The sequence below is a fragment of the Cellulomonas sp. P2_F12 genome (genome assembly GCF_056403775.1).
Map to the genome: position 1 here is coordinate 121,446 of NZ_JBFUEV010000008.1, position 13,547 is coordinate 134,992.

A 13,547-nucleotide genomic window follows, 5' to 3' on the forward strand; every position below is an offset into this window, starting at 1 on the left:
GTGCGGACCCGTGTACGGGGCCCGGGCACCGGGCGGCAGTGACCCAGTACCTCCGAGAGGGTACCGGACCGTCAAGAGATGGTCATGTCAGCGCAGGTTCGCGACCTCGTCGACGGACGTGCCGCTGTCCACCAGGAACTTCTCGCAGCGCTCGGCCTCCTCGGACTCGCCGATGGCCTCGGCGGCCTCCGCGAGCGCGAGCAGGGCCCGCAGGAAGCCCTCGTTCGGGGCGTGCGACGCGGGGATCGGGCCGCGGCCGTGCCACCCGGCGCGGCGCAGGGCGTCGAGCCCCCGGTGGTAGCCGGTCCGCGCGTAGGCGTACGCCGCGACGGGGTCGCCCTCGTCGGCCAGCGCGCCCTCGGCGAGCAGCGCCCACAGCAGCGAGGACGCCGGAGCGGCCGGCACGGCCTCGCGCGGCGAGGAGCCGCTGCTCAGTGCGGACCGGGCGTCGGCGTCGGCGCCGTCCGCGGGCAGGAGCGTCGGGGCGGGTCCGTCCAGGAGGTTCTCGTGGCTCATGCGGCCAGTCTCCCTCAGTTCCGGGTGCAGGCTCGCGACGGCGCGACTACAGTCGACCCGCCGACCTGGACCGTTGTTCGGCACGCCCAACCCCCTCACGACAGGGCGGACATGATCGAGATCTCGACGTCCTCGACGACGACGACCCTCACCGTCGCAGGCGACCTGGACCTGGCCGAGCGTGACCAGTTCCCGGAGATCGCCGCGCGGGTCGTCGGCCTGCGCCGCCAGCTGCTGGTCATCGACATGTGCCAGGTCACGTTCATGGACTCGACGGGCGCGGCGTTCCTCATCTCGCTCGCCGACGCCGGTCGCAAGCGGGGCGGCGCCACGGTCCTGCGCGGGGCGGACCCTCGCGACCTGTTCGTCATCGAGATCTGCGGCGCCCTCGAGCTGTTCCGCATCGACGCGGAGCACCACTGCGAGTCCGCCGTGAGCTCGACGGGGTTCCGCCGCCCGGACGAGGCCTCGGCCCCCGCCTAGGACTCGGGCAGCGACCCCGGGCGGACCTTCGCCCACACCAGCTTGCCGCCGCGCGACTGCCGCCAGCCCCAGTCGGCCAGGCGCTCGACGATCTGCATGCCGAACCCGCCCACCCGTCCGGGGTGCCCGTCGGTGGTGACCGGCGGCGCGGGGTTCGAGTCGGTGACCTCGATGCGCAGACCGTCGCCCGTGTCGTAGAGCTGCAGCGTCACGTGCCCGAAGCCGTGCAGCACGGCGTTGGCCACCAGCTCGGACACGACCAGCTCGGCGTTGGCGGCATCCTCGATCCCCCAGGCCTGGCAGGTGCGGACGACCGCGTGCCGGGCGCGACCGATGGAGGCCGCCTCGCTGGGCAGCGACCAGCGTCGACGGCGGGGGCTGCGCGTGCGCTCGGAGGCGTCCAGGGGCGACGGCACGCGGACGACGACCACCGCGACGTCGTCCTCCGGGTGGTCGGCGAGCCGCGACAGCAGCTCCTCCCCGATGCCCGCGGCGTCGCGCGCGGTGATCGCCGCGGCGACCGCCGTCAGGGCCACGAGCCCGTCGCGCAGGCCGCGGTCGCGCCGCTCGATCAGGCCGTCCGTGTAGTAGAGGACGACGTCGCCGGGCGCGAGGTCCACCGTCGCCGTCGTCCGCGGCACTCCCCCGAACCCGATCAGCGCGCCGCCCGCGTCGCTCAGCTGCGTGACCTGCCCGCTGCGCACGTGCAGCGCCGGCAGGTGGCCGGCGCGCGAGTACAGCAGCCGCCACGAGTCGCCCGTGCGGGTCAGGGTCGACAGGACCAGCCCCGCCGGCCGCGGGACCCGCATGCCGGCCACCAGCTGGTCGACCCGGTCGAGGACCGGGCCGGGGGTCGAGACGTCGAACATGTACGAGCGAACCACCGAGCGCAGCTGCCCCATCGCGGCGGCGGCCTCGACGTCGTGCCCGACGACGTCGCCGATGACGACGCCGACGACGTCCGCGCTCACCTGCAGCACGTCGTACCAGTCGCCGCCCACCTGGGCGTTCTCCGAGTTCGGCGCGTAGTACGTCCACACGTCGAGCCCGTCCACCTCGGCCTGCTCGGGGAGCATCGCCCGCTGCAAGGTCTCGGCCAGGCGGTGCTCGCGGTCGTAGAGCCGGGCGTTGTCGATGACGAGGCCCACGCGCCGGGCGGTCAGGTCGAGGACCGTGCGCACCGACGGCTCGATCTCGCGGAGCCCGGCACCGCCGAGCGCGTGCACCACCAGCACCCCGAGCACCCGGCGACGACCCGGGAGGGGGAACACGAGCACGCGGCGGTCCTCGGCGGCCTCGGAGCCGCCCAGCTCGCCGTCGACCTCGCGGGCCAGCCACGCCGAGGCGGTGCCGAGCCCGTACGAGCCGCTGAGCTCGAGCTCGACGGCCCGGTCGCGCTCGCCGTCGAGCAGCTCCTGGACGGCGTCCGTGCGCACGTCCCGGACCGCAGGCCCCTCGCCGTGCCGGGCGCCCTTGCCGGTCGGCGGGCGCGACCCGTCGATGCCGTCCGCCGCCCGCAGGCCGCCGTCGTTGAGGTAGAACGCGGCCCAGCCGACGACGGACCGGCGCAGCATCGTCGCGATCTCCCGCAGGGCGTGCGGCTCGTCGACGTCCATGAGCAGGTCCGACACCTGCGCGATGAGCCCGAGGCTGCGCCGCTCGCGCCGCTCGGCCTCCACCAGCGCGGCCTGCTCCGCGTCGTGCGAGATCTGCTCGGTGAGGTCCTGCAGCGCGGCGACCCAGTGCGTGAGCTGCCCGTCGTCCAGCACCGGGGACAGGTGCGCTCGGCAGGCGAAGCGGGACCCGTCGGCCCGGCGCAGCATCAGGGTGTGCGCGACCGGTTGCTGCGTCCGGAGCGCCTCCTGCAGGGGCTCGAGGTCGGGCGTCTGGAGGGCAGTGTCGGCCAGTACGTCGGACTGTCGCCGTCGTGCCTCGTCCAGGCCGTACCCTGTGACCCTCTCGAATGCGTCGTTCACCCACACGACGGGCAGACCAGGCTCGATCGCATCCAGCAAGGCGATCGGCACGGAGGTGGCCCGCAGGGCGCGGTCGCGCACGTCGACGAGATCGTGATCGTGATCGGGAAAGGGGGCAGCGTGGGAGTTGACCGCTACCACCTCCGATCGTCTAGCGTGCCGAACAGGCGAGTCGTCGAGCAGCCGGCACTGGCCTACGGCGATTGTCAGCGAAAGGAGCACCGTGCGCGACGGTAACAGCACGATCCCCGACGGGCCTGCGGACGTCTCGAAGGCCGACCAGGGCGCGGGGATCGTCGGCGAGCCCGGTGCCGTCCACGTCATCGTGGGGACGGACGCCACCCGGATCGTGCTCTCGGGAGAGGTCGACGCCGACCTCGGCGCGGAGCTGCAGGAGGCGACAGCGGAGGCCGAGCAGGTGGGTCTGCCCATCGAGGTCGACGCCCATCACGTCACGTTCATGGACTCCTCGGGCGTCGCGTTCCTCGCGCGCCTGTCCATCCGGTCGCAGCACCGGGTACGCCTCCTGCGCGTGCCGCCGACCGTGCGGTTCCTGCTCGAGGTCACGCGCATCGGCGAGCTGCTCGACGTCGTCGACGGTGACGAGTCGCAGTTCCAGCCGGTGGGCGACAGCACCAGCTAGACACACGAAAGGGCCCCCGCAGGGGCCCTTTCGCATAGCAGGACTCAGGCGCCGAGCGTGTGCCCCGCCGAGCGGAGCTGCTGGGCGGCCTCGACGAGGCGCTGCGCCATGCCGGCCTCGGCCAGCTTGCCCCAGGCGCGCGGGTCGTAGGCCTTCTTGTTGCCCACCTCGCCGTCGACCTTGAGCACGCCGTCGTAGTTGCGGAAGAAGTGGTCCGCCACCGGACGGCTGAACGCGTACTGCGTGTCCGTGTCGATGTTCATCTTGATGACGCCGTTGTCGACGGCCTCGGAGATCTCGGCCTCGGTCGAGCCGGAGCCGCCGTGGAAGACGAGGTCGAACGGGTTCGCCTTGCCGATGGCGTCGCCGACGGCCTTCTGGATGTCCGCGAGGATCGACGGGCGCAGCTTGACCGCACCCGGCTTGTAGACGCCGTGCACGTTGCCGAACGTGAGGGCCGTCAGGTAGCGGCCCTTCTCGCCCGCACCGAGCGCCTTGACCGTGGCCAGGCCGTCCTCGACGGTCGTGTACAGCTTGTCGTTGATCTCGGCCGTGTGGCCGTCCTCCTCGCCACCGACCACGCCGACCTCGATCTCGAGGATCGTGCGGGCGGCGACGGAGAGCTCGAGGAGCTCCTCGGCGATCAGCAGGTTCTCGTCGAGCGGCACGGACGAGCCGTCCCACATGTGCGACTGGAACGTGGGGAGCTTGCCGGCCTTGACCTGCTCGATCTCGAGCGCGAGCAGCGGCCGCACCCAGGAGTCGAGGTTCTGCTTGGCGCAGTGGTCGGTGTGCAGCGCGACGGTGATCGGGTAGCCCTTGGCCACCTCGGCCGCGTACGCCGCGAGCGCGAGCGAGCCGGCGACGCGGTCCTTGACGGTCGCGCCGGACGCGTACTCGGCGCCGCCGACGGAGACCTGGATGATGCCGTCGGACTCTGCCTCGGCGAAGCCCTGCAGGGCGGCGGTGACACTCTGGGACGAGGTGACGTTCACGGCCGGGTAGGCGAACTTGCCCGCCTTCGCCCGGTCGATCATCTCGGCGTACACCTCGGGGGTGGCGATGGCCATCTGCAGCATCTCCTGCGGGTTGTGGGAGGGGTATCAGGAAGATTCTGGCACGCCTGCGCGAGGCGCCGTCCGGGACGTTCTACCCCTGGACAGCGTGCTGCGAGATCCACGCGTGCATCGCGATCGCCGCGGCCGCGCCCGCGTTGATCGAGCGGGTCGAGCCGAACTGCGCGATGTGCAGGACGTCGACGACGGCGTCGCGCGCGGCGTCCGAGAGCCCGACGGACTCCTGGCCGAACAGCAGCACGCACGCGCGCGGGAGCGGGTACCCCTCGAGCGCCACGGAGCCGGGCAGGTTGTCGACGCCGAGCACGGGGATGCCCTCGGCGGACGCCCACGCCAGCAGGTCCTCGACCGTCGGGTGGTGGCGGACGTGCTGGTAGCGGTCGGTCACCATGGCGCCGCGGCGGTTCCAGCGGCGGTTGCCGACGATGTGCACCTCGGCCGCCAGGAACGCGTTGGCGGTGCGGACCACCGAGCCGATGTTCATGTCGTGGGCCCAGTTCTCGATGGCCACGTGGAACGGGTGCCGGCGGGTGTCCAGGTCGGCGACGATCGCCTCGAGGGACCAGTACCGGTAGCGGTCGACGACGTTGCGGCGGTCGCCCTCCGCCAGCAGCACGGGGTCGTACCGGTCGCTGACGGGCCACTCGCCCGTCCACGGGCCCACCCCGACCTCCGCGCGCTCCTCGTCCACGGGCGCCACGGTAACCGCAGCCTCAGCCCGGTGTGACCTCCAGCTCCACGACGGCCCAGCTCAGGGGCGGCAGCCGCAGGCTCACGCTGCCGTCGTCGGCACCCACGCCGTCGAGCGGGACCAAGCCCACCCGGTCCTGGGCCTCCTGCGAGTTCGAGGTGTGCCGGTCGCCGCCGTCCGGCACGGTCAGCACCTCGGCGCGCGTGACCCGGCCCGTCGCCCAGCCCCGTAGGTCGACCGTGACCTCGGCGTCCTCGTCGAGACCCCGGTGCGCCAGGAACAGGGCGACCCGGCCGTGCTCCTCGTCCCAGGTGGCGGAGACGTCGACCAGGTCGACGGCGTCGAACCTCGAGGTGTCGTACCGGTCGGACGTGACGGCCGCCCGCAGGACCACCCCGCGGGCGAGGGCCGCCGTGCGCGCGAACGGCCAGAAGATCGACTGCCGCCACGCGGGTCCGCCCTCCTCGGAGCGGATCGGCGCGATGACGTTGACCAGCTGCGCCTGGTTGGCGATCTTCACGCGGTCGCCGTGGCGCAGCAGCGAGTTGAGCAGGGTGCCGACGACGACGGCGTCGGTGACCGAGTACTCGTCCTCGATGATCCGCGGGTGCTCCTTCCAGACGCCGGCCTTCTCGATGACGTGCGGCTGGTCCTCGGTGTCCCGGCCGGACTGGTACCAGACGTTCCACTCGTCGAACGAGAGGTCGATGTGCTTCTTGTGCTTGCCGCGGGCGCGCACGGCGTCGGCCGTGGAGACGACGGACTCGATGAAGTAGTCCATGTCGACGGCGCTGGCCAGGAAGCTCGCGTGGTCGCCGTCGTGCTCCTGGTAGTAGGCGTGCAGCGAGACGTAGTCGACCTCGTCGTAGGTGTGCCCGAGCACGGTCTGCTCCCACGCGCCGAACGTCGGCATCGCCGAGCTCGACGAGCCGCAGGCGACCAGCTCGATGCGCGGGTCCACCAGCCGCATGGCCTTGGCCGCCTCGACCGCGAGCCGGCCGTACTCGTCGGCGGTCTTGGCGCCCATCTGCCACGGGCCGTCCATCTCGTTGCCCAGGCACCACAGGCGGATGTCGAACGGGTCCTCGTGGCCGTTCTTGCGCCGCCGGTCGGACAGCTCAGTGCCGCCGGGGTGGTTGGCGTACTCGACCAGCGCGCGGGCCTCCTCGACGCCGCGGGTGCCCAGGTTCACGGCCTCCATGACCTCGACCCCGGCCACCCGCGACCAGTCCATGAACTCGTGCAGGCCGAAGGCGTTGGACTCGACGGTGTGCCAGGCGCCGTCGAGCCGGCGGGGGCGGTCCGGGCCGACCCCGTCCTCCCAGGCGTACCCCGAGACGAAGTTGCCGCCCGGGTACCGGATCACCGTGGCGCCCAGCTCCTTGACCAGGTCGAGCACGTCGCGGCGGAAGCCCTGCTCGTCGGCCGCGGCGTGGCCGGGCTCGTAGATGCCGGTGTAGACGCACCGGCCCATGTGCTCGACGAACGACCCGAAGATCCGTCGGGGGACCTCGCCGACGACGAAGTCGCGGTCGAGCGTGACGCGTGCGCGGGACATGGGTCTCCTTGCATCTCTGTGACGAGGGGGTGCTACTGACCGCCGAAGCCGGTGGTGGCGAACCCGCGGATGATCTGGCGCTGGAAGAAGAGGAAGACGACGACCAGCGGGATCGCCGCCAGCACGGCCGACGCCATGACCTGCGCGTACTGCAGGCCGTAGGCGCTCTTCACGGTCTGCAGCCCCACGGGCAGCGTCATGAGCGACGAGTCGCTGGTGGCGATGAACGGCCACAGGAAGTTGTTCCATGCCGCGATGAACACGAAGATCGCGACGGCCGCGAGGATGGGCCGCGACAGGGGCAGCACGATCGACCAGAACACCCGCAGGCGTCCGGCACCGTCGATCCGGGCGGCGTCCTCGAGCTCGATCGGCACCTGGTCGAAGAACTTCTTGAGGATGAACACCATCGCCGGCGCGACCACCTGCGGCAGGATGATCGCCCAGTAGGTGTCGACGAGGTTGAGCGTGAGCATCTCGTAGAACAGCGGGACGATGAGCACCTGCGGCGGGATGATGATCGACGCGATCATCCCCCAGAACAGCCAGCGCCGGCCGGCGAAGTCGAGCCGCGAGAAGCCGTAGGCGGCCAGCGCCGACACCACGAGCGTGATGAGCGTGACCGCCGTGGCCGTCAGCAGGCTGTTCCAGGTCCAGAGCGGGATGTTCCCCTGGCTCAGCACGTTCGAGTACGCGTCGGTGGTGAAGCCGCTCTTCGGGAAGAACGACACGGGTGTCGCCGCCGCGTCCGTCTCGGACTTGAACGAGGTGACGAGGGCCCACAGGAACGGCAGGAGCCAGAGCAGGGCGAGCACCACGAGGGCGACGAGCGCCCCGATGCGGCCGGGGCTGGCGAAGCGCTCACCGATGCGCAGGCCCGCGCGTTCGGCGAACCGGCCGCGGGGGTGGTGGGCGACGGGCTGGGTGGTGGGCTCGGTGGTGATGGCGGTCATCAGGCGCTCCTGCGGGACGTCAGCCGGACCTGTCCGACCGAGATGATGACGATGAGGGCGAAGAAGATGTACGCGATGGCCGACGCGTACCCGAACCGGTAGCCGGTGAAGCCCGTCTCGAAGATGTACATGACGACCGGCCGCGTGACGCCGGCGGGGCCGCCGTTCGTCATGACGTAGATCTGGTCGAACACCTTGAGCGAGGCCAGGATCTGCAGCATCACGATGAGCACCGTGGTGGGGCCCAGCTGGGGGACGGTGATCGAGCGCAGCTGCCGCCACCTACCGGCGCCGTCGAGGGCGGAGGCCTCGTACTGCTGCTCCGGGATGTTCTGCAGCGCGGTCAGGTAGAGCAGGAAGTTGAACCCCACGGTCCACCAGGTCGTCATGACGACCACGGCGAACATCGCCCAGGTCGGGTCCTGCAGCCATGCCACCGGATCGACGCCGACGAAGCCCAGCAGGTAGTTCACGAGCCCGAGCTGGGGGTTGTACATCCAGATCCAGAACTGCGCCGCGACGGTGGACGCCAGCAGGAACGGCATGAAGAACGAGAGCCGCCACAGCCACTGGCCGGGCAGCCCCTGGTGCACGAGCAGCGCGAGAGCCAGCGCGACGATGACGAGCGGGATCGTCGACAGCACCGTGAACCACAGGGTGTTGAGCAACGAGCGCCACATGATCGGGTCGCGCAGCGCCTCGGCGTAGTTCGCGAAGCCGATGAGCTCGCCGTTCGCGCCCGTGATGCTCTCGCCGGTGAAGCTGAGGTAGAAGCCGTGGATCAGCGGCCAGATGAGGAACATCGCGAAGACGACGACGAAGGGCGCGACGAACGCCCAGCCGATCCGGTTGTTCCGGTTGCGGGCCGAGCGCTCGCCGGCCCGGACCTGCTCCGAGCCTGCGCGCGTGCCGGCGGCGACGCTGAGGGCTGCCGTGGACATGTTCGACTCCTTCCGGTCAGACGGGGTTCGGCTTGGAGAGCTGGACGTTGACGCGTCGGACGAAGGCGTTGAAGCCCTCGGCCGCGTCGGATCCGTCCAGGTAGACGCCCTGCACGGTCTCGAGGAAGTAGTTCTGGAAGTCGCTGCCGGACCCGGTGAACCACGCCTCGGGGTCGTAGTTGAGGATCTCCGCGGCCGGGGCGTAGTGCGCCTGCGGCAGGAGCGCCTGGTACTCGGCGCTCTTCACGACGGGCTGGAACGCCGGGATGTGCCCGGCCTCGGCCCACGCGAGGGAGTTCGTGAGGATGTCCGCCACGAACCGGTAGGTCGCCCGCCGCTGGTCCGCGTTCGGGCTCGACTGGTGCGGGAGCGTGAACGCGTGCGAGTCGGCGTACGCCGCTGGCGTGCCGAAGAGGGTCGGGATCGGCTGGGCGTCGAAGTTGATGCCGGCGTTCTTGGCGGTCGGCAGCTCCCAGACGCCGGTGAAGAACATGCCGCTCTCCCCCGACATGAACTCGGAGACGGCCGTGCCGTAGTCGCCGCTGGGGGTGCAGATCGTGCCGTCCAGCAGCTGCTGGACGAACTCGAGCGACGAGACCGCGGCGTCCTTGTCGACCTCGGCCCGCGGGCCGGACAGGTCGAAGTCGGCGCCGTGCTGCTTGTACAGCGTGTAGAACAGCCGCCACATCTGGGCGCCGTCGCCGAGGTACCCGTAGGACAGCCCGTGCTTGCCGGTCACGCCCTGCATGGCCCGGGCGACCTCGAGGAACTGGTCCGGGCTGTCGATCGGCGCGAGCTGCCCGTCGCTGCCGAGCACACCGGCCTGCTCGGCCACGTCGAGGTTGTACATCATGATGAACGGGTGCGAGTCGAGGGCGATCGAGTACTGCTTGCCGTTCAGCCCGCCCTTGGCCCAGACCCGGTCGAGGAAGTCCGACTCGTGCACGCCGTTCTCGGCCAGCAGGTCGAGGTCCCAGGGGTCCAGCAGCCCGCCCGGCGCGTATCCGGCCACGCGTGAGGCGTGCATGATCGCCGTGTCGGGCGCGCGTCCGCCGACGCTCGCCATGGCGAGCTTGGTGTAGTACGGCGCCCCCCAGGCCAGCACGGTCTGGGTGGCCTCGTACCCGTGGTTCAGCGCGTTGACGTCGTCGACCAGGCCGGCCATGTTGATGCCGTCGCCGCCGCTGAGCAGGTGCCAGAAGGCGAGCTCGCGGACGCCGTCCGCGGCCGAGGCGCCGGGCGCGCAGCCGGCCAGGCTGCCCACCGCGGCGAGGCCACCGACGGCGGCCAGGGAGCCGACGAGCATCTGCCGCCGGGTGATGCCCGAGGGGGGCGGGGGTGCCGCGAGCGTGCGCGGCCGATGGTGCAGTGCCATGCCCTCACTCCTTCGTGAGACACAACTTCCGGTGCAGGTCGGCGTCCTTGCCGTGCCCGGTTCGTAGCATTACATCGTTGGAATGGATGCGCAACAGATCGGGCGACACCAGTCAGATGTGTCGTGACCTCAGCCCGTGCTGGCGCGGACCACCACGCGGTGCGGGACGACGACCTGTCGCGCGGCACGGCTGGGGTCGTCGATGCGGTCGCTGAGCAGGTCGAGCGCGGTCGTGGTGTAACCGCGCAGGTCGAACGCCACGGTCGTCAGAGGAGGGACCGCGAACCTGGCTCCCCCGATGTCGTCGAAACCCGCCACCGCGACGTCCTGCGGCACCCGCAGCCCCCGCTCCCACAGGACGCTGAGCACCCCGAACGCCATGGAGTCCGTGAAGCAGAAGAACGCGTCGGGCACGGCGTGCGAGTCCAGGAAGGCTCGCGTCGCGCCGACCGCCTCGACCATGGTCCAGACGGCCGTCGGGATCTCGAGCGACGGGTCGTGGGCGACGCCGGCGGCCGCGAGCGCCAGCCGGTACCCCTCGGTGCGCTGCCGCGCGGCCGCCGTCTCGACCGGTCCGGGCGGCCCGACGACCGCGATGCGCCGCCGACCCGTCGCCAACAGGTGCTCGGTCATGTCCTGCGCTGCCCGCACGCTGTCCACGCCGACGTGGTCGGCGCGGTCCTGCAGCACCTCGCCGATGAGCACCGTCGGCGGCAGCGGACCGGCGACCACCGGGACCACCGAGTCCTCGAGCGAGACGGGGTTGAGCACCAGCCCGTCGACCAGGTGCGACCGCGCCCGGGACAGCAGCGCCCGCTCGCGCTCGGGCTCGGCGGCCGTCTCCTCGATCTGCACCGACCAGCCGCGCGCGTGCCCCTCCTCGACGAAGTGGTGCGCGAGCTCGGCCGAGTACGCCGTCGACAGGTCCGGCAGGGCGAGCGCGATCAGCCCGTACCGGCCGTTGCGCAGCCCCCGGGCGCCCAGGTTGGGCACGTAGTCGAGCTCCGCGAGGGCTCGCTCCACCCGTTCGCGGGTCTCCGGGCGCACGAAGACCACGCCGTTGATGACGTTGGAGACGGTCTTGGGCGACACGCCCGCGCGGGCTGCGACGTCCTTCACGGTGGCCCGCACGGCGCCATTGTTCAGCACGGCGCCGCGCAGGGTCTGCTCACCTCGCGCACAGGTTCCTCAGGAGCCCTTAACTTTCCGGCCCGTAGGCTGAGCGCCATGCTGATGACGACCGTTCTCCCGGCCGCCGGAACCCTGGGGGCCCTGGGCCCCGACTTCCTCGACCCGCAGCACCTGATCGACTCGTTCGGGACGTGGGTGCTCCTCGGCATCATGGCGATCGTCTTCATCGAGGTCGGTCTGCTGTTCCCCATCCTGCCCGGCGACTCGCTGCTGTTCACCGCGGGTGCGCTCGTCGCCCAGGAGAACCTCCAGGTCAACATCAACATCTGGGGCCTGTGCGCGCTGATGATCGTCACGGCCTACGCGGGGACGCAGACGGGCTACCTGATCGGCCGCAAGCTCGGGCCGAAGGTGTTCAGCAAGCCGGACTCGCGGTTCTTCAAGCAGAAGTACATCGACCAGACGTACGCCTACTTCGACAGGTACGGCGGCCGGACGCTGATCGTCGCGCAGTTCATCCCCTTCGTGCGGACGTACGCCTCCGTCGCGGCCGGCGTCGGCAAGATGCCCTACCGGCACTTCGCACTCTTCAACGCGATCGGCGTCGTGCTCTGGGCCGGTGGCGTGACGATGCTCGGGTACCTGCTGGGCAACATCTCCTTCATCAAGAACAACATCGAGGTGCTGCTGGTCCTCGTCGTGTTCATCTCGGTGGCACCGGTGCTGGTCGAGGTGTGGCGCAAGCGCCGCCGCGCGAAGGCCGGGCTCCCCGCCGACGAGGGCCGTGACGAGCGGTACGACGAGCAGGCGGAGCGCGACGAGGTCGAGCGCAAGGCGTTCGGCGCGTGACCCATCACGGCCCGCGAGAGATCCGGTCGTGGCTGTCGGACATGGATGGCGTGCTGGTGCACGAGGGCACGGCCCTGCCCGGCGCCGCCGAGTTCGTCAAGGCGCTGCGCGACGGTGAGCGACCGTTCCTCATCCTCACCAACAACTCGATCTTCACCACGCGCGACCTGCGCGCCCGGCTGGCGGCGTCCGGCATCGACGTCCCGGAGGACGCGATCTGGACCTCGGCGCTCGCGACCGCCCAGTTCCTCACCGACCAGATGCCCGGCGGCTCGGCGTACGTCATCGGCGAGGCCGGGCTGACCACCGCGCTGTACGAGGCCGGCTACACGCTGACCGCCGCCCAGCCCGACTTCGTGGTGCTCGGGGAGACGCGGACCTACTCGTTCGAGGCGATCACGCAGGCCATCCGCCTGATCCAGGGCGGCGCGCGGTTCATCGCCACCAACCCCGACGTCACCGGCCCGTCCGCCGACGGCGACCTGCCGGCCACCGGGGCCGTCGCCGCCATGATCAGCGCCGCGACGGGCCGCCAGCCGTACTTCGTCGGCAAGCCCAACCCGATGATGATCCGGTCCGCGCTCAACCGCATCGACGCCCACTCGGAGACCACCGTCATGGTGGGCGACCGGATGGACACCGACGTCGTCGCCGGGATCGAGGCCGGGCTGCGCACGTTCCTGGTGCTGTCCGGCTCCACGCGGCTGGCCGACGTCGAGCGCTTCCCGTTCCGGCCGACCGAGATCCTGGACTCGGTCCAGGACCTGGTCGAGCGGGTCTGACTAGAAGCTGACCTCGGGTGCCGCGCGCACGCTGGGCTCGTCGGCCTCGAAGTACTCGGCGCGCTCGATGTGGAACGCGCCCGCGATGACGTTGGACGGGAACGACTCGACCTTGGTGTTCAGCTCGCGGACGTTCGCGTTGTAGAACCGGCGGCCGGCGGCGATGCGGTCCTCGGTGTTGGTGAGCTCGGCCTGCAGCTGCTGGAAGTTCTCGCTGGCCCGCAGCACCGGGTACGCCTCGGCGACGGCGAAGAGCCGGCCGAGTGCCTGGGTCAGCTGGTTCTCCTGGGCGGCCTGCTCGGCCGGGCCCGACCCGGCGCCGATCGCGGCCGCCCGAGCGCGGGCGACCTCCTCGAACACGCCCTTCTCGTGGGCCGCGTAGCCCTTGACGGACTCGACGAGGTTCGGGATCAGGTCGTGCCGGCGGTGCAGCTCGACGTCGATCTGCCGCCAGGCCTCCTGCACGAGGTTCCGCAGCCGGATGAAGCCGTTGTAGGTCGAGACGGCCCAGATCAGCGCGATGACGACGATCACGGCGAGGACGATCAGGACGATGACACCGGTGCTCACAGC

General features: G+C 71.1%; 14 protein-coding genes. 4 read left to right on the forward strand and 10 right to left on the reverse strand.

The window, feature by feature from the left end:
- Positions 1-87: 87 nt before the first annotated feature.
- A complete protein-coding gene (locus AC1DWH_RS16215) occupies positions 88-516 on the reverse strand; it encodes a DUF3151 domain-containing protein (RefSeq protein ID WP_456844576.1) in 429 nt (142 codons plus the stop codon).
- A gap of 111 nt (positions 517-627) precedes the next feature.
- On the opposite strand from AC1DWH_RS16215, the gene AC1DWH_RS16220 reads away from it, so the two are divergent.
- Positions 628-999, forward strand: a complete 372-nt coding sequence (locus tag AC1DWH_RS16220; RefSeq protein WP_477094542.1) for an STAS domain-containing protein — start codon at positions 628-630, stop codon at positions 997-999.
- Here AC1DWH_RS16220 and AC1DWH_RS16225 read toward each other — a convergent pair.
- Complete coding sequence (locus AC1DWH_RS16225) at positions 996-3,056, reverse strand: SpoIIE family protein phosphatase (protein ID WP_477094543.1); 2,061 nt, start codon at positions 3,054-3,056, stop codon at positions 996-998. The two genes, AC1DWH_RS16220 and AC1DWH_RS16225, sit on opposite strands and share 4 nt — an antisense overlap.
- 142 nt (positions 3,057-3,198) lie before the next feature.
- On the opposite strand from AC1DWH_RS16225, the gene AC1DWH_RS16230 reads away from it, so the two are divergent.
- Positions 3,199-3,618, forward strand: a complete 420-nt coding sequence (locus AC1DWH_RS16230; protein ID WP_477094544.1) for an STAS domain-containing protein — start codon at positions 3,199-3,201, stop codon at positions 3,616-3,618.
- A gap of 44 nt (positions 3,619-3,662) precedes the next feature.
- Here AC1DWH_RS16230 and fbaA read toward each other — a convergent pair whose 3' ends face one another.
- The 7 genes from fbaA to AC1DWH_RS16265 all read right to left on the reverse strand — a co-directional run bounded on the left by fbaA (position 3,663) and on the right by AC1DWH_RS16265 (position 11,343).
- Positions 3,663-4,688 (reverse strand): class II fructose-bisphosphate aldolase, encoded by a 1,026-nt coding sequence (gene fbaA, locus AC1DWH_RS16235; protein WP_477094545.1) that lies wholly within the window; start codon positions 4,686-4,688, stop codon positions 3,663-3,665.
- 79 nt (positions 4,689-4,767) lie between these two features.
- Positions 4,768-5,385: a TrmH family RNA methyltransferase gene (locus AC1DWH_RS16240; RefSeq protein ID WP_456845594.1), complete on the reverse strand. Its 618-nt coding sequence runs from the start codon at positions 5,383-5,385 to the stop codon at positions 4,768-4,770.
- 22 nt (positions 5,386-5,407) lie between these two features.
- Entirely contained in the window at positions 5,408-6,943 is a 1,536-nt protein-coding gene (gene arfA / locus AC1DWH_RS16245) for an arabinosylfuranosidase ArfA (protein WP_477094546.1), read from the reverse strand.
- Between the two features lie 32 nt (positions 6,944-6,975).
- On the reverse strand, positions 6,976-7,896 hold the full coding sequence (locus AC1DWH_RS16250) for a carbohydrate ABC transporter permease (RefSeq protein ID WP_477094547.1): 921 nt from the start codon (positions 7,894-7,896) through the stop codon (positions 6,976-6,978).
- The gene (locus AC1DWH_RS16255; protein WP_456845597.1) at positions 7,896-8,837 is read right to left on the reverse strand and encodes a carbohydrate ABC transporter permease; all 942 of its coding nucleotides are present in this window, start codon (positions 8,835-8,837) and stop codon (positions 7,896-7,898) included. The genes AC1DWH_RS16250 and AC1DWH_RS16255 overlap by 1 nt, the downstream gene beginning before the upstream one ends.
- Positions 8,838-8,853: 16 nt before the next feature.
- The gene (locus AC1DWH_RS16260) at positions 8,854-10,212 is read right to left on the reverse strand and encodes an extracellular solute-binding protein (RefSeq protein ID WP_477094548.1); all 1,359 of its coding nucleotides are present in this window, start codon (positions 10,210-10,212) and stop codon (positions 8,854-8,856) included.
- 129 nt (positions 10,213-10,341) lie between these two features.
- A complete protein-coding gene (locus AC1DWH_RS16265; RefSeq protein ID WP_477094549.1) occupies positions 10,342-11,343 on the reverse strand; it encodes a LacI family DNA-binding transcriptional regulator in 1,002 nt (333 codons plus the stop codon).
- A gap of 96 nt (positions 11,344-11,439) precedes the next feature.
- Here AC1DWH_RS16265 and AC1DWH_RS16270 point away from each other — a divergent pair, with 96 nt between their 5' ends.
- Together AC1DWH_RS16270 and AC1DWH_RS16275 are read left to right on the forward strand one after the other, a co-directional pair.
- Positions 11,440-12,192, forward strand: a complete 753-nt coding sequence (locus tag AC1DWH_RS16270; RefSeq protein WP_477094550.1) for a VTT domain-containing protein — start codon at positions 11,440-11,442, stop codon at positions 12,190-12,192.
- Between the two features lie 41 nt (positions 12,193-12,233).
- Positions 12,234-12,974 carry an HAD-IIA family hydrolase gene (locus AC1DWH_RS16275; protein ID WP_477094610.1) on the forward strand — a complete coding sequence of 247 codons (741 nt, stop codon included), beginning with the start codon at positions 12,234-12,236 and terminating at the stop codon, positions 12,972-12,974.
- On the opposite strand, the gene AC1DWH_RS16280 is transcribed toward AC1DWH_RS16275, so the two are convergent.
- The gene (locus AC1DWH_RS16280) at positions 12,975-13,544 is read right to left on the reverse strand and encodes a LemA family protein (protein ID WP_477094551.1); all 570 of its coding nucleotides are present in this window, start codon (positions 13,542-13,544) and stop codon (positions 12,975-12,977) included.
- Between the last annotated feature and the right edge of the window lie 3 nt (positions 13,545-13,547).